This window comes from Mesorhizobium sp. M5C.F.Cr.IN.023.01.1.1 (genome assembly GCF_003997585.1).
Lineage (GTDB): Bacteria > Pseudomonadota > Alphaproteobacteria > Rhizobiales > Rhizobiaceae > Mesorhizobium > Mesorhizobium wenxiniae.
This window is the reverse complement of the sequence record NZ_RZSU01000077.1, coordinates 1-15,527: the sequence shown is the minus strand read 5'-3', so window position 1 is coordinate 15,527 and position 15,527 is coordinate 1. Positions and strand designations below refer to the sequence as shown.

The following is a 15,527-nucleotide window of genomic DNA, read 5'->3' as shown; positions in this document are numbered from 1 at the left end:
TTGATCGCAGATCGGGCGGGCCGCTGACGCTGGCGCTCAACCGCGCCGCTCGCGATCCCGGCCGATCGCTCTGCGCAGGGCTCAAGAGCCCCGCTTGATCTGCCCGGCAGGGATGCTCGGCCGCAGTTGCACCGGCCCGTCCGCTCCGCGGGCCGGGGGATGTCTTCGGGAAGAAGACGAGGAAGGACCCGCGAACGGCGGTGTCCGCAAACCCCCTTGAAGGAGCATCTCCATGGAACTGAAGTTTGTCGATCCGCGTGCGCTGAAGGATAACCCTGACAAGGCGCGACGCTCGAAGTCCAGCCCGCAGGCCGACGCGCTGCTGCTGGCTACCATTCGCGCCGTCGGCATCGTGCAGCCACCTGTCGTGGCGCCGGAAGCGGATGGCGGCAACGGCTATGTCATCGATGCCGGACATCGTCGTGTGAGGCAGGCGATTGCCGCGGGTTTGGAAGAGATCGCCGTGCTGGTGATCGATCGCGCCGAGGATGGTGGTGCAATGCGGTCGCTGGCCGAGACGCTGGCGCATGAGCAGCTCAATCCTGTCGACCAATGGCGCGCGATCGAACGGCTGGTCGCGCTCGGCTGGACCGAGGAAGCGATCGCCCTCGCTTTAGCGCTTCCCGTCCGCCAGATCAGGAAGCTGCGCCTGCTCGCCAACGTTCTGCCGGCCATGTTGGACCAGATGGCCAAGGGCGACATGCCCAACGAGCAGCAGTTGCGCACCATCGCATCGGCTTCGCTTGATGAGCAGAAGGAGGTCTGGAAGAAGCACAAGCCGTCCAAGGCCGATCCCCAGGTGTCGTGGTGGAGCGTGGCGCAGGGCCTGACGAAGCGCCGCATGTACGCGCGCGACGCCAGCTTTGGTGACGATCTCGCTCACTCCTACGGCATTGCCTGGGTCGAGGACCTGTTCGCGCCGGCCGACGAGGACAGCCGCTATACGACGGATGTCGAGGCCTTTCTTGGCGCGCAGCAGGAGTGGATGGCAAACACTCTGCCCAAGTGTGGCGTGATCGTGGAAGCCGGTCAGTGGGGCGAGCCGAAGCTGCCGCCCAAGGCCGAGCGTGTGTACGGCAAGCCGTCGAAGTCCGATCACACCGCCGTGTATCTCGACCGCGACGGCAAGGTGCAGTCGGTTGCGTACCGCATGCCGGCGGCCAAAAAGCCCAAGGGCAAGAATGGCGCTGATGTTGAGGCCGATGGCGATGATGTCGTCGTTGCGGCAAAGCCGCGTCCGGACGTGACGCGCAAAGGCATAGAGATGATCGGCGACCTGCGTACCGACGCGCTGCACGAGGCGCTGTCGCGCGCACCGATCGAGGACGACACGCTGATGGCGCTGCTCGTCCTCGCCTTCGCCGGCCAGAATGTGACGGTGGCATCTGGTGCCCGCGACATCTCCCATTACGGGGCCGCAGGCCTCGGCGAACATGCCGCGCGCCTGTTTGACCCGGAGGGCAAGCTCGCGTTCGACATGGACACGCTGCGCATTGCCGTGCGGTCCTTGCTGATCGACGTTCTGTCCTGCAGGGAGAATCGCTCGAACAGCGGCGTTGTCGCCCGTGTCGCCGGCGACGTCATCGCCGCCGACAACTTCTTAGCCAACATGGGGACGGAGGACTTCCTGTCATGCCTGTCGCGGCAGGCATTGGAAGCCGCCTGCGCGGATACATCCGTCCTGCCCCGTCAGAAGGTCAAGGACACCCGGGCGGCCCTGGTCGAGCATTTCAAGGAAGGCCGCTTCGTCCACCCGTCGGCGCTGTTTGCACCCACTCCGGAAAAGCTGACCTCCTGGCTGAAGATGAACGAGGCCAGGCAACAGCCTGAGGACGACGGCACGCCGGAGCACCAGGACCAGCTCGACGGCGATGCGATCGTCGAGCCGCCGCACGACTATGCCGGCGACGATGACGCTGAAGGCTTCCGCGAGGCCGCCGAGTAGCAGCGCGCGCCTTCTTCCTTCCGATCGCATTACCGCCGCCGGTGACCTCGCCGGCGGCGGTTTCGTTTTCACCCTAAACACCGGAGACCCCACCATGTCGGCTCAATTGATCTATGACCTCGTTCCACTCGGTTCGATCGTAACTTATCGCGATGGAACACCACGCCCGCCCGAGCGGCATCGCAAGAAGCTCGCCGCCTGGGAGAACCGCAACAGCGGCGGCCGGCTGATCCGCAAGCAGGCTGAAACCCGCGTCGGCAACACCACGTTGCCGGCGTCCATTACCCTGCACAAGGGTGACTATGGCAGTCAGGGCACCATCGTCCTGCGCGTTCACCAAAGCTTTTCGGTGACCAGCGATCTCAACTTCGCGGTCAAGGAGCGGCCCGCTATCGGCTCGGTCCTGGTGCTCGACCGCGACGGCGAAGACGCCGAATTGGTCTATCTCGCCAGCCATCGTGCGGATGCCGAGGAATGGCTGACGCAGCACGGCTACCTGCGAGCCGTTCTGCAAGAGGTGACGGCCGATGCCGTGGCCGCGGATACCGTCGAGGGGAGGGCGGCGGCATGAGCGCGGCCACTCCCCGGATACCAGACGACGAGGCCCCCGGTTATCCGGGGGTTTGTTTTGGCCGCAGCGCCGACGGCTATCCCGTTGCGCTTGTCGGTGAAACGGCGTTCGCCATGGTTCCGGCCCGGAACGGCCGGCACTATCTTGTCACAGGCTGGCGTATCCGCCGGCCCATGGCCGAATGGACGCGCAGCGATTTCTACGGCCATGCCGGCGAGCTTGCCGACGAGGCGGCGTTTCGCGCGCATGTCGAGGAGAACGCTCTCCACCAGCAGCAGCGCGTAGCGCTCGGCCGTCGCGAAATCCATTCCCGCGCCCACACGCCATGGGGAACGTCGCAGGGAGCGACCGTCTACGCCGAGGGCGTCGTGGCTCACTCAACCGCAGGCCATGGCGGGTTCCATCTGTCGGCGGAGCGAAATCGCGAAGTCGATGACATGCTCCGTGCCGATGGCGGCTGGTATGAAGAGGACTGCCATTGGGCGGCCGTCGCCCAAGCCTTCCCGCAGCTCTTCACGGACTTCGAGAAGGCGTGTGCGGAAAAGACGATGCGCGACTGGTATCCGGACGCCTGGGAGGCGATCCACGGGAGGGTGCTCGAACCCGGCCAATCCGAGAAAAAGGACGAGCGGGCATTTGTCGAGAAGCACACCGATGACTGGGTCGTGGTGTCGGCGATCCGTTGCGAGCACCAGGCCGGTTTCACCGAGGTTATCGCGACCCCTGGCGGCGAGCGTGGACCGGGCAAGGAGGAACGTCGCTTTCTCGTTCCGAGCGACGAATACCATGTCGGCCGCTTTGGATTCGTCATCGATGTTGCGCGCCATCGTATCTATGCGGGCCATCGAGCTTTATGAATTGGCAGAGGAGGGACACATAATGTCTGTCCCCGATCGCCGCGCGCAACTCTTTCGCATGGAGGAGGCACGGCGCCAGACACAGCGCCAGCTTGATATGATCGACCGGCAGATCATAAGGCGGATGACGGCGATCATTCCGCAGCTCAAGCCCCAGCGTACCGGCCACCAACGCCTGAAACCTGCCGATGCCAGGACCTTTCTGGAACGGTATCGATCGAACCTTGCCGCGATCACACAGGAAAGGCAGCACGAGATCGATGCGCTATCTCGCAAACTGGCAAGGCAGGACGCTGCAATCGCAGCACTGCGTGACAGAATCCCGCCGGACCTGCTGCGTGCCTGATACTGCGGCCTGGTCAGCGCTTGCGTACGAATTCGGTTCGCAACACCAGCCCCTTGATCGCGTCATGCCGGCAGTCGATTTCGTCGGGATTGTCGGTGAGGCGGATCGACTTGATCACCGTGCGCTGCTTCAGGCTCTGCCCGGCGCCTTTGACCTTGAGGTCCTTGACGAGGGCGACGGAGTCGCCGTCGGCCAGCACCTTGCCGGCGGCATCGCGCACTTCGATGCATCCGGCAGTAGCTGCAATGGCAGCCATCTCCGACGCTGGTCGCCTTCCCCTGTCGCGTCGTCATAGACGTAGTCGTCGTTCTGATCTGTCATTGCCGCGGCATTGAATACAGTGCGTTGTCAGCCCGACGTGGGAGCAGGCCAAAGATCTGATCCGCAGCGGCGGACCGGCGCACTTTTTCCGATTCCGGCAGCAGCCGCAGTTCAAACGCCGTCCCTCGCGAAGCTTGGCGGGCAGGCGGATCGTGTGGCGGCGGGAATTGAACAGTGGATTTCCTCCCGCATGCCGATGTCCGGCTTCATCCCTGGCCGGTCTTTCCGGCGGGTTTGCTGCGGTCTGAACCGGCGGCTGGCCCCTTCAAGGCCGCTATCGCGCCGCGGAGCGGCCGGAACCCGCCGATCTCGGCAAGGCCGGCCCGCGTCCTGCGCAAGGCCAGTGAAGGACTGGCCCCCGCTTTTCCGCAAGCCGACCTCGCTCGCCTGGCAGGTCCCGGACCCTGAAGCGTCCAGCTTCCGCCGGTTCCTTTCGACCGCACCCGCAGGGAAGACCGGCAAGGGCCGGATCACCTGAAGGGCATCGCTAGAAAGGAAAGCTCAATGTCCAGTTCAACCCGCTCCACCAGGACCAAGGCCCGCGTCGTCCAGCTCCGCAAGGGCACGACACTGGAAATGGTCCGGCTCTGCTGCCCGGACGGCCATCAGGCCACGCTGATCTCCGAAAGCTTCGGCCTTCCCGTCCTCGACAGCGACGGCATACGCGAATTCCACGAGCGCAGCCTGATCGATGGCGCCGACACACTCTCCGAGGGACTTTCCGACAAGGCGATGCAGATCCACCTGCAGAGGATCGTCGGCTCCTACGTCGGCTCCGCCTATGGAGCAGGCCAGTTCTACTCGAAGGCCGTCACCGAGGCCAAGGACGCCACAGCCAGGCTCGCCAACGACACCCGCGACGAGGACCTCGACGGTCCTGTCGGTTTCGACAGCAATGCACAGCGCAAGCGCGAGTTCGCCGCCGACATGGGCCTTCAAGCCCACGCGTTGCGCATGGCGGCCGAGGGCGCCGTTGCCGCCTACGAGCACATCGTCGGCGAGAGCTGGAGGCCCTACGCGCGACAGGTCGAGAACCCCGGCCAGGGCGTCAGCCGACAGGCGGCCGATCTCCAGATGGCTGCTCTGGGCTAACTGCCCACCGGGCGGAGCTTCGGCTCCGCCCGGCCGTCTTCGTACGACGGGTTTTGGACAACTCATGTGACGTAGCGAGTCCCAGAATTAGCGCGACTCATGAGCTTTGCTCCACAGGGACAAGCCGCCAACGCAGACGGCAATGGCGAAGCCGCACACCATGTAGAGGGTTGCCTCGGAGGCTCCGGGCACCATTGTCGGCAGCAGATATATGGCAAGGCCAAACCCACTCGTAAGCAGGGTCGTGAAGGCCTGCACGCGGCCGATCATCGCGGTGTCCACGACTGTCAGAAGATGGCCATTGGCTGCCGCTCGGGCCACGTTCCAGAGCATGCCGGCCACGCAATAAAGAACAACGGCGACTGCCGGACTTGTAGCCAGGGAGAACAGAATCAGGGAGGCGCCCGCGGCAGTCAGGATTGTCGGCGTAAGATTTCTGAGGCGTTCGGCAATTGATGGAATGCCGACAACCGCCAACGCGAGCATTCCGGCGACAGCGGCTGTCATTTCGAGCAGGCCGAACAGTCCGCTGTCTCCGCTGAGTGATCGGGTCACAAAACCTGGAAGGAGCAGATTGGTGATCTGGATCACGGCAAAGGCCAGGCCGACAGTTACCGCCGCCGAGAGGCTGTGGGGGTTGTTGAGCAAATAGCTCAGCGCCTGCCTCGAAGCGGGAATGGGGCTGAGCCGCTGCGACGATTGAACATTGCCGCTATGCGACGTGATCATCTTCAGCATGGGAAGACAGGCCAGCGCCAGCAGAGCGAACAACAGGGCAGCCATGGGACTGCCGAGCCTGTCGATGGCAAGTCCAGCAGCACCTGTTCCGATCGCTATGCCAGCCTGGTTAAACAGGGAGAGCCGAAGGGCGAATCCCATGCGCTGCGCTTCTGGGACAATCGCCTGCAAAATACCACTCAGCGATCCCGCCAAAAGCGCGAACCCGAAGGCTCCCAATACGCCGGAAACGATGAGAAGCACTGGCGACAGAGATTCTGCGACAATTCCGGTGGGAGCGAGAAGGAACAGCCCTAAGGCCCTGATCATCTGCCCCGCCACCGTCACGGTCCGCCGATCGTGCCGATCGACCAGATGACCCGCGACCGGCGCAAGCAACAGACCCGCTACGCTGGATGAAAGCAACACCAGTCCCACCAGTCGAGAGCCGCCACCATGGAAAGCTATCCAGGCAGGCAGAACGATTCCGACACCAACGATGAAGAAAGAAGCGCACGAAAATGCGATGAATAGCGGTCGTTCAAAAGCTCTCACGCGGTATCCAGCCTGATCAACATTGCTGCGCCTGGCACCCGATTCGCTGCAGGCACGTTGAGCCCAAAAAGCAATAGATGAGAAAAAGCAGGCAGACCACCTGATGCGGCCGTGCCAGCCGCGGTCGTCACGAATGTTGGTCCTGCTCCGGTCCTCGTTCCGCGAAACGGCTTCGCCGTCCTCCACTAACGTTCCGGCCCTTTAGCGACGTGTCCCTTCCTTCCGATTGCTCTTCGGCGGGTTCGCGGGCCTGCGGTCCTGCGCTGTCGGACCTCGTGACGGCCGCGATTGGCGCGGCCTCGAATGGAGGTCCGGAAGATGGACAGGAAGAGCAACAAATCCCGCGTCGATATCTACGCGAAGATCACCGACCGCATCGTCGCGGAGCTGGAAAAGGGCGTGCGTCCGTGGGTGAAGCCGTGGAGCGCGGCGAATACCACGGGGCGTATCACGCGCCCGCTGCGCCACAATGGATTGCCCTATCAGGGGATCAATACCCTGCTTCTCTGGTCGGAGGCGGTTTCGAGGGGTTTTGTTTCCCCGACTTGGATGACGTTCAAGCAAAGCGTCGAGCTGGGCGGTCACGTCCGCAAAGGCGAGACCGGCTCGATGGTTGTCTATGCCAGCCGCATCGTACGCACCGAAACCGATGCGCATGGCGAAGAGGTCGAGCGCGGGATCCCGTTCCTCAAGGCCTATACGGTGTTTTGTGCCGACCAGATCGAAGGCTTGCCCGCGCAGTACTACGGCAATCCCGCGCCGGTTTCCGATCCGGTGGAGCGGATCGAACATGCGGATGCCTTCTTCGCAAATACCGGGGCCGTCATCCGCCACGGTGGCGACAAAGCGTATTTCAATCCGGCTCTCGATGTTGTGCAAATGCCGCCGTTCGAGAGTTTCCGCGACGGGCCCGGCTACTATGCGAGCCTCGGACACGAAATGACCCATTGGGTCGGGGCGGAAAAGCGGCTTGATCGCAACCTCTCCCGTTACCACAAGGATCGCGAGTTCCGGGCCCACGAAGAGCTCGTGGCCGACCTCGGCGGCTGCTTTTTAGCAGCTGACCTCGGCATCGTGCCAGAGCTCGAGCCGCGGCCGGATCATGCCAGCTACCTGGCAAGCTGGCTCGAAATTCTCAGGAATGAGAAGCGATTCATCTTTGCCGCGGCGGCCCATGCCCAGCGTGCGGTCAACTATCTGCATGATCTCCAGCCGAATGCGACACAGATCACGGAGGCTGCATGATGTTGCATTCTCCGATCGTTGCCGGGGGTGGCGCGGAGCCATCCCCCATCCGCCTTCGTGTGCTCAGCCTCGGGGCAGGGGTCCAGTCCACCACGCTCGCGCTGATGGCCGCCCATGGGCATTTCGGCCCATTAGATTGTGCAATCTTCGCCGATACCGGCTGAGAGCCTGCCGCAGTCTACGAGCATCTGCGCTGGCTGATGTCGCCGAACGTCCTGCCGTTCCCGGTGCATCTCGTGTCGGCCCCCAATCTTCGGGAGAGCCTGATTGCCGCTGGCAATGGCAAGAGATGGGCGTCGATCCCGGCTTTCACCCGCACCGTCGACCGCCGCGGTAATATCTCGATCGGCATGATACGGCGACAATGCACAACCACCAGCAAGATCGAACCGATCCGCCGCAAGGTGCGGGAACTGGCTGGTCTCACGCGCAAACGCTCCCCGACATACCCCGTCGTTCACCAGTGGCTGGGCATCTCGATGGACGAGGTGGTGCGCATGAAGCCGAGCCGGGCAGCGTGGCAACTTAACCGCTTTCCGCTCATCGAGAGCCGCATGACCCGGAAGGACTGTCTCGATTGGCTGAAAAGCCATGGCTATCCGAAACCGCCGAAGAGCGCGTGCATCGGCTGCCCCTTCCACAGTGACGCCATATGGCGATCCATGCGGAACAACGACCGGGCGGCGTGGGACGATGCCGTGGAGGTGGATCGGGCGATCCGCACCGGCCTGCGTGGCATAGCATACGCGGCGAGGTCTTCCTGCATCGCTCCGGCGTTCCCCTCGATGAAGCCGATTTTGTCTACAGCGGCCGACCACGGCCAGCTCGACCTCTGGCCGAATGAATGCGAGGGCATGTGCGGTCTGTAATAGTCCCGCCTGGCACACCTCGGTGGCTTCAGCGCACCGGCGCCCTGCAGCCAGGCTGAAGACCCGCCATGGCACGGTAAGTTAGTTGCCCAGCGGGCCGAGTCAGATCAGCCGGCGGTGCCGACCAGCCCGAGATGGGTATTTCCATGACCGTGTAGCGGCCATCCATCTTGAAGGGGCAGACGCCGGACCCGGGACTTTCGCCAGTCGGCCGGTCGTCTTTTGACCGGATAGGAGGCGGCGGTGGCGTCCCCTTTCCGGTTGGACGGTCTGTCGTTATGCGATCGCGCCTGACGGGGAGGGACGTGTTTGATGACGCCTCACCGTGGCCGCGGTTGCGCTGATCATGCCGATCGGGTTCGCCTGTCGTCTGGCCGGCGGTTTCATGGAAGGGCGCACCACCTGCGTCCTCGATGTGGCTGGTCTGACCGAAGGCCGTCTTCGCTTCGCTACGCCTCGTTCTCAAACCCGCAACAGCCGGTCGCGACTTTCTTCCCCTGACGGCTGCGCCGCCATTCCGCGCGGAACAAGAAAGCCTTGCCCTGGCTGCCCTCCACTGCGTTGCGTCCCCTGCGGGGTGCGGGCCGATCGCCTCCGGTCTGTCGACCGCCATCGAGGTCGCGATGGTCGCGGCCCGAGAAACTCACGGAGACGACATCATGGCTACCATCGGCACCTTCACTTCCTCGGGCAACGGTTTTGCGGGCACGATCAAGACGCTCAACCTCAACGTCAAGGCCAAGCTGGTTCGCATCGAGAGCCCCTCCGACAAGGGCCCGCACTTCCGCATCTTCTCGGGCAATGTCGAGCTGGGTGCGGCCTGGCAGAAGGTCTCCAGGGAAACCGAGCGCGACTACCTCTCGGTCAAGCTGGACGACCCGAGCTTCCCCGCTCCGATTTACGCCACCCTGATCGAGGTGGAAGGCGAGGAAGGCCTGCAACTGATCTGGTCTCGCCCCAACCGGGACTGATCGCCTCGACGAGGGCTCCGCCGCAAGGCGGGGCCTTCGCCCTTTCCCAAGCGAACGCCGGCAGGCGGAAGGAGCAAGAAATCTCGCCGCCTGCATTCCGAAGATGACCATTTGGCCCCGACGGGACCTGGGCTGATATCGCAGATATCCGGAAGGGCGATTACCACCCCATGTCCGAGAACTTGAGTCCCTCTTTCGGTCGCGTTCTCTGGTAGCGGATCAGCCGTTGAGAGCGTCCTTGATCGACTTGGCCGGCGTGAAGGTCAGCTTCTTCGACGCGGAGATCTTGATCGTCGCGCCCGTCGCGGGATTGCGGCCCTCGCGCGCAGGCGTCTCTTTCACCTTAAACTTGCCAAAGCCGGGCAGGCTGGTTTCAGCGCCGCTCTGGGCGGCGTCGGCAATCTGCTTGAATACGCTCTCAACGATCGTCTTGGCCTGAGTCTTGGTCAGGCTCTGCTCGGATGCGATCTTGTCGGCAATTTCGTTTGTCGTTGTCATCAAAAATACCTTCTGTTGGAAAGCCGCGATCATCTATGACAACGAAACCCTGCCTCTGAAAGGGTTGGCTGCTCTGACATCTGCGTGAATCCACTGAAAACCCGTGGAATTCGCGAATTCCAGCACTGTATCGCTCCAACGGGTCCTCCTGCGCCGGCTCATTCCCTGTAGCCGCGTCGCCGCTTTGTCAGTTGCAGCCTCGCCATGGCGATCATCGCCGCTTCGGTCTGGTCGAAGCTTTCCATCATGGGACGCTGATCGCTGATCGGGCAAGCCTGCGAAACGCGTTGCGGCCAGGCAAGGGCGGCAGCGGGCCATCGCTTTTCATCACCCTCTGGACCTGAGGCGTCCACTCATCGGCCTTCATCAGATTTGCACCGATTGACTTCAATTCGTCCGTTGAGGCGGCGGCCGGTCTGATCCCGTCGAAGAAACAAGGCTGCGGCCCCTCCCATGCCGGTGTGAAAATCGTTGCCTCCCCGGAATTATGGTCACTGCACAAAACGGCCTTGGATCAGATACCGATAACCAACTTCGCTCATCCAGCGCGCGCGGGCCAAATGGCTATCATAGATGCGTTTGGCGCGCTCCGGGTGGGCATCGACATCGAACCCAAAAATGATCTCGACAGCCTCCCGCCAGTCGGCCCCGTCCCGCGCTGCGTCGAAGAGGCGCAGATAAGTGATCCTGTGGCGCCAGTCGTAATCGGTTATCGCGTCGACATTCGGGGGGCTGTCTTCGTACGGGGGTATCTCGGGCATCTCTTGTCGTTAAGCGGTGCATGGCCGGGTGAGCAAAGGTGCCACAGGGCTGAATGAGAATGAACCCCCTGTGCTCTTCCTGTTCGCCGAGGCTCGCTCTGGGTGGACAAATATCTGCGAGTTCATCGATGATTCATGGCGTTGGCATTGGCTTGTCGCAACGGTTCCACCAAAGCCTCGTTGCACCTATTCTCCAACAGCATTTTCCCAAACTGCCCCACGCGGCGGCCAGGATCGGCCTCGTCCGCAGACCACGACTACGGTCCATGCGTGCAGATCTTTCTGCCCGAAGCGGAATTTTCCGAGACAGCCCGGGAGATGATGCGGATCCTGGATCTCAGCTTGCCCGATAGATTCGACGGCTGGCCAGTTCGCTACGCCATCAATGTCCGTCCGTCCGCTGCAGATGCCGGAGCAGGTCTGCTGGGATCAGAACACGGTGTTGAACTATATACATTATCGGTTCATCAGCAGCAATTTCGTTCTTGCCGTCCCGAAATTCTCGCGAGCAGCGGTAACTGCCTTGCTGGATCTAAAGGCGGAACTCAAGTAACCAACGCAAGCATTGATCTAATCTTGCCCGAACGGCTTGGTCCGCTTCGGGCTCGATCGCGTCGTTTATGGCATGTGCTGCCAAGTGCGCAGAGGGTCCAGAAGCTGCGTCTCAGGCTTCCGGCGGCTGGGCATCGCGGTAGCCCCTTCGCCTCTTGCTCCGCTCGAGGCGGACCAGGGCGCTGTCCGCCTCTTCCGACTGATCGAATGTCTGCACCATCGACTGGCCGTTCGTTCCGATGCGGCCCCAGTTGCGGATGAGCGAAGCGCCTCCGAACAGCGTTGGCTGGATCGCCAGCACATAGAAGCGCCGCATGTTTTGTCTCTGGTCGATGCGGCGAAGATGAACGGGTCCGGTTTGCTTGCTCGACATGGGCCCGAGTCTCGCTTCCTCTGGAAGCGCCGTCCAACGACTTTCCTGAATCGATCCCGGCCGACCGATTCACGCCGCTGATGCGTCAGTCGCACCAGTTCCGCCGGCCGCCGTCCCACCGGCGTGCAAGGCCCTCTGCGATCAATCTCTGGCCGATCGAATGCCCGTTCCTGGTCACGGTTCGCAGCTTTCGCCCATGTTGATCCTCGTCGCGCCAGCCGGCCACCAATGAGAACTTTCCTGCATTCAGCAATTCCCGCAACCTGCGCTTCGCCGCCTCACCCTTTGTCCGCTCTGCCTCGCAGCGCGGCGGGCTCAGCTCCGGCGTGTCGATGTCGGCAATCCTGATCTTCACACCCTGATGCCAGAACGTGTCGCCATCCACCACGCAGGTCACGCGGGGACCGTCGCCGCATATCGGAAACGAAGCCGAGAGCAAGTCCTGTTGCGGCGCTGACACGAAGGCGGGCATTCCCGCGATCCCACCCGCTCCGCTGAGCTGATACGCACCGAACACCGCCGCTGCGACGAGTGCGCCGAGACCAACTTCGCGATCGCCGACCCGGGTTTCCGACGCGGTGATCTCTTGCGATAGACGGGCTGTGTGCCGTCCGACGTCTTCTGCTGCCCGAAGTGCGTTCGTTGCTTCTGGCGGAATCTGAGGACAGTGTTCAACGCGGGCATGTCTCCCTGCTGGGCTTCTGAGTTTTCGCAGGCTGCGGTTTCGATCGTCTTACGGGCAGCGTTCAACTTCCCCGCATCTCAGGGGCCGGCAATGGCGATCACGGGCCGAAGCGGATTTGGGCGAGCCGCCTGCGGCGACCTGGCTCTACTCGCGAGTCTTCGTCTCGCTCCCGCAGCCCGCTCCACGGTCTCCGCGCATGCGCGTGACGATCCATCTCGCGGGGCGTTGGCGTTCGGCAGGACCGTTGCTGCCTCTGTTGAGGACGGGAACCCCGGCATCGGACCTCGGGAAGTTTCACTGCGCCATCTCCTTCCGGTGGAACCTGTTTTCTCCGACGCAGGCCGTCATGTCCGCGCGGCGAAACCAGATGGCGCGCCCGCATCTGAGCGGCGGATTGCCGGCCGTGAACACGATCTGCTCGTCGGCGCGCATACGCATCACCTCATGCGGCAGGATCAGCGGCCGGCGCGCCAGCTGCTTGGAGCGCGTGCGCGACGAACCCGACATCTGCGACGAGCGGCTCAGCTGGTCAACCTCCACCGTGGTGTCGCCGCAGCGCTTCGAGATGTAATCGGCGGTCTCGGGATCGTTGATCGCGGCGAAGGAAATCCAGGACGCGCTCTCGAACCATTTCGAGGTCGCGTCGCGCCCGCCATAGGCCTCGCGCATCTGGCCGATCGACTGGTAGAGCAGCGTCATCGTGATGCCGTATTTGCGGCCGGCATCGCGGGCGGTTTCGAGGATGCGCAGGAAACCCAGCCGGGCGACCTCGTCGAGCAGGAACAGCGTGCGGCCGTTCACCTCGCCATTGCGGTTGTAGATCGCATTCATCAGCGCGCCGATGATGACGCGGGCAAGCCCCGGATGCGCCTCCAGCACCTTGAGGTCGAGCGCGATGAAGATATCGGTCTCGCCGGCGGCGAGCTCGTCCGTGGTAAAACTGTCGCCGGAGACGAGTGCTGCATAGTTCGGATAGGAGAGCCAGTGGGTCTCCTTCACCGCATTGGCGTAGACGCCGGAAAAGGTCTCCGGCGTCATGGCGATGAAAGGCGCAACGTTCTCCTTCACGAAATCCGATTCGGACTGCTCGTAGATCTTCGTCAGGCGCTCGCGCAGCTTCGGCTCCGGCTCCGACAGGTTGGTGCGGACCTGCCTCAGAGTCTGGTCCCTTCCTTCCGTATGACCGGACAGGCAGACGTCGGCGATCAGCGCGGTGAGAAGCTGCATCGCGGAGGCGCGGAAGAAGTCGTCGCGCACCGAGGCTCGGCCCGGCGTGTCCGTCATCACCCAGGTCGCCACCGCGACGATGTCCTCCTCCTTCGTGCTGCCGAAACGCCCGATCCAGTCGAGCGCGTTGAAGCCTGTCGCGGCATCGGCGGGGTCGAGCACGATCACCTTGCGACCGGCCTTGCGCCGGTGGCCGATGACCATCGGCGCGACCTCCGATGAAGGATCGAGCACAACGAGCCCGCCGCCCCATTTAAGGGCGGAGGGAATTGTCAGCGACGTGGTCTTGAAGCCGCCGGAGCCGGCAAAGACGATGCCGTGCGAGGAGCCGAACGAGCCGTCGAAGCAGAGCAGCGGCGAGCGGCCGCCGGCGCCCCAGGTCTCGCGGCTGTCGGCGCGGAAGGCGAGGCCTGCGATATGGTCGCGATCGACGCGGTAGCGCTCGCCGATCACGATGCCGCCAGCTTCAGGAAACAGTTTTTCGGCCGCCCCCATTCCCATCCAATCGGTCTCGCCGTGGATCGCGCGCTTTCCCCGGATGCGGCGGGGACCGGCTGCCGCAAAAGCGGCATTCCCCTTGATCGCAACGCGCAGCGCGAACACACCGCACATCAGCGCGATCGTCGCGCCGATGACTGTTCCTGGATCGGAATAGGAGAGCACCGTCCTGCCGGCCGGCACCCGATCGGCGAGCGCGATCAGGCGGACGGTCTCGTGCGTCACGGCGATCGCCACGACGGCCGTCGCGCCGCCGGCGACGCTCCAGGCCGCGGCGCGGATCGCGTGCGCTCCGGCGGCCGCAAACAGGAAGATCACGCCGACAAAACCGGCCGACGCATAGGGCAGGGCAAGCCCGGCCCGTCCGAGCATGAGCCGTGCGCCCTCGCTAGTTGCAAGGCTCGCAAGCCAGCTCTCGATGCCGGTCATGCCGACACAGAGCGCCAGCATCAGCGCCGCCGGCGCAAGGGCGAAAATCACTCTAGTCATGATCGCGCCCGAACGCTTCCGCCCCGATCGCCGTGAGCCGCGCCCGCTCGGCCTGGTCATCTCCGATGCGTCGATGCCCGTCGATCAGCAGGCCAAGCAGCAGCGCGCGCTTCTCGTAGCGCAGCCCCGCCTTCACGATCAGCCCGCCGAGCTCGATCTTCTCGCGCGTGTCCTTCTTGCGGGCGTCCGATGAGCTCGACCGGCGCATGCGCTCAAGCCTCGCGATTGCCGCCCGCATCCGCGCCAGACGCGAGCGTCGCGGTCGCATCGCTGGCGCTCTTGGCCGTCGCGGCATTTTTCTTTCCGGTCGATTTCCCGCCACCCGCGCGAAACCGCCCGGCAACGTCCTCGAATGCCGCAAGGAGTGCGGCCTCCTCGATCTCGATCTCGCCGAGGCCCGCCTTCAGTGCGACGCGGCCGATGCGCTCCGCCTCTCGCGTTTCGGCCGCCTTGAGCTGGTCCTGCAGGCGGGCGATTTCTTCCCTGATCTTCGATGACGGCTTCTTCATTCCGGACGACCTTCCGCATTCGGCTTCTGCTCGGTTGAAACCCAGCTTTCCCCGGATGAGAGACAGTCGCCACTCATAAAAAAGCTAGTCGGCGGAGCCGACGCTCCTTGCGATGATCCCGGCCGTTCCGAAGGAGCGGCATCCAAGGGCGCAGTAATACGTCGCTGGCGCGACGTGGCTGGCGCCGAGCCCTGGCGGGGCCGTGCCGTTCCCGACGAACGCCGGGTTCATTCCTCGTCGGGAGGCGCCGTCACCGTGGCGATCACGCATTTCACGCCCCAGCTCATCGGACGCGGCTCAGGCCGCAGCGCCGTGCTGTCGGCGGCGTATCGTCACTGCGCGCGCATGGAATACGAGGCGGAGGCGCGCACGGTCGATTATTCGAACAAGCGCAATCTCGCCCATGAGGAATTCCTGCTGCCGCCCGACGCGCCGGCCTGGGTGAG

15 protein-coding genes and 3 pseudogenes are annotated in these 15,527 nt (G+C 63.6%); 9 read left to right on the top strand and 9 right to left on the bottom strand.

The genetic code is table 11. The annotated features are described in order from the left end of the window. The first annotated feature begins 232 nt into the window (after nt 1-232). The 4 genes and pseudogenes from EOA78_RS25335 (at nt 233) to EOA78_RS25320 (ending at nt 3,719) form a co-directional block, all read left to right on the top strand. Nucleotides 233-1,945: a ParB N-terminal domain-containing protein gene (locus tag EOA78_RS25335; protein WP_127317501.1), complete on the top strand. Its 1,713-nt coding sequence runs from the start codon at nt 233-235 to the stop codon at nt 1,943-1,945. Between the two features lie 94 nt (nt 1,946-2,039). Further along, nucleotides 2,040-2,516: a hypothetical protein gene (locus EOA78_RS25330; RefSeq protein WP_127317500.1), complete on the top strand. Its 477-nt coding sequence runs from the start codon at nt 2,040-2,042 to the stop codon at nt 2,514-2,516. Next, nucleotides 2,513-3,396: pseudogene (locus tag EOA78_RS25325) on the top strand (hypothetical protein). The gene EOA78_RS25330 and the pseudogene EOA78_RS25325 overlap by 4 nt, the downstream one beginning before the upstream one ends. After that, nucleotides 3,396-3,719: a hypothetical protein gene (locus tag EOA78_RS25320; protein WP_127317499.1), complete on the top strand. Its 324-nt coding sequence runs from the start codon at nt 3,396-3,398 to the stop codon at nt 3,717-3,719. The pseudogene EOA78_RS25325 and the gene EOA78_RS25320 overlap by 1 nt, the downstream one beginning before the upstream one ends. A 13-nt stretch (nt 3,720-3,732) precedes the next feature. Here the strand turns inward: EOA78_RS25320 and EOA78_RS25315 are convergent. Beyond that, nucleotides 3,733-4,040 (bottom strand): annotated as a pseudogene (locus tag EOA78_RS25315) (alkylphosphonate utilization protein). Nucleotides 4,041-4,544: 504 nt separating this feature from the next. On the opposite strand from EOA78_RS25315, the gene EOA78_RS25310 reads away from it, so the two are divergent. After that, nucleotides 4,545-5,132, top strand: coding sequence for a hypothetical protein (locus EOA78_RS25310; RefSeq protein WP_127317498.1), 588 nt, complete (start codon nt 4,545-4,547; stop codon nt 5,130-5,132). An 87-nt stretch (nt 5,133-5,219) separates the two neighbouring features. Here the strand turns inward: EOA78_RS25310 and EOA78_RS25305 are convergent, their stop codons facing one another. Further along, nucleotides 5,220-6,404: an MFS transporter gene (locus EOA78_RS25305; protein WP_127317497.1), complete on the bottom strand. Its 1,185-nt coding sequence runs from the start codon at nt 6,402-6,404 to the stop codon at nt 5,220-5,222. A 318-nt stretch (nt 6,405-6,722) separates the two neighbouring features. Between EOA78_RS25305 and EOA78_RS25300 the strand changes: the two genes are divergently transcribed. The 3 genes and pseudogenes from EOA78_RS25300 (at nt 6,723) to EOA78_RS25285 (ending at nt 9,489) form a co-directional block, all read left to right on the top strand. Continuing rightward, nucleotides 6,723-7,649 carry a zincin-like metallopeptidase domain-containing protein gene (locus tag EOA78_RS25300; protein WP_127317496.1) on the top strand — a complete coding sequence of 309 codons (927 nt, stop codon included), beginning with the start codon at nt 6,723-6,725 and terminating at the stop codon, nt 7,647-7,649. After that, nucleotides 7,649-8,518 (top strand): annotated as a pseudogene (locus EOA78_RS25295) (hypothetical protein). Before EOA78_RS25300 ends, EOA78_RS25295 begins: the two are co-directional and overlap by 1 nt. Before the next feature lie 659 nt (nt 8,519-9,177). After that, nucleotides 9,178-9,489 (top strand): DUF736 domain-containing protein, encoded by a 312-nt coding sequence (locus EOA78_RS25285; RefSeq protein WP_095482589.1) that lies wholly within the window; start codon nt 9,178-9,180, stop codon nt 9,487-9,489. Nucleotides 9,490-9,708: 219 nt separating this feature from the next. On the opposite strand, the gene EOA78_RS25280 is transcribed toward EOA78_RS25285, so the two are convergent. The 7 genes from EOA78_RS25280 to traC form a co-directional block, all read right to left on the bottom strand. Next, complete coding sequence (locus EOA78_RS25280; RefSeq protein ID WP_127317494.1) at nt 9,709-9,987, bottom strand: HU family DNA-binding protein; 279 nt, start codon at nt 9,985-9,987, stop codon at nt 9,709-9,711. A gap of 491 nt (nt 9,988-10,478) precedes the next feature. Continuing rightward, the gene (locus EOA78_RS25275; RefSeq protein ID WP_127317493.1) at nt 10,479-10,748 is read right to left on the bottom strand and encodes a DUF2285 domain-containing protein; all 270 of its coding nucleotides are present in this window, start codon (nt 10,746-10,748) and stop codon (nt 10,479-10,481) included. A 664-nt stretch (nt 10,749-11,412) separates the two neighbouring features. Then, nucleotides 11,413-11,673 carry a WGR domain-containing protein gene (locus EOA78_RS25270; RefSeq protein WP_127317492.1) on the bottom strand — a complete coding sequence of 87 codons (261 nt, stop codon included), beginning with the start codon at nt 11,671-11,673 and terminating at the stop codon, nt 11,413-11,415. 85 nt (nt 11,674-11,758) lie between these two features. Further along, the gene (locus EOA78_RS25265) at nt 11,759-12,145 is read right to left on the bottom strand and encodes a thermonuclease family protein (protein WP_206533497.1); all 387 of its coding nucleotides are present in this window, start codon (nt 12,143-12,145) and stop codon (nt 11,759-11,761) included. A gap of 507 nt (nt 12,146-12,652) precedes the next feature. Beyond that, the gene (gene traG, locus EOA78_RS25260; protein ID WP_127317490.1) at nt 12,653-14,572 is read right to left on the bottom strand and encodes a Ti-type conjugative transfer system protein TraG; all 1,920 of its coding nucleotides are present in this window, start codon (nt 14,570-14,572) and stop codon (nt 12,653-12,655) included. Beyond that, the gene (locus EOA78_RS25255; protein WP_164783928.1) at nt 14,565-14,780 is read right to left on the bottom strand and encodes a type IV conjugative transfer system coupling protein TraD; all 216 of its coding nucleotides are present in this window, start codon (nt 14,778-14,780) and stop codon (nt 14,565-14,567) included. Before EOA78_RS25255 ends, traG begins: the two co-directional genes overlap by 8 nt. Before the next feature lie 4 nt (nt 14,781-14,784). Further along, nucleotides 14,785-15,081, bottom strand: a complete 297-nt coding sequence (traC, locus tag EOA78_RS25250; RefSeq protein ID WP_127317488.1) for a conjugal transfer protein TraC — start codon at nt 15,079-15,081, stop codon at nt 14,785-14,787. 255 nt (nt 15,082-15,336) lie between these two features. Here traC and EOA78_RS25245 point away from each other — a divergent pair. Beyond that, the coding region (locus EOA78_RS25245; RefSeq protein WP_164783930.1) for a MobA/MobL family protein at nt 15,337-15,527 on the top strand (191 nt) is incomplete at its 3' end.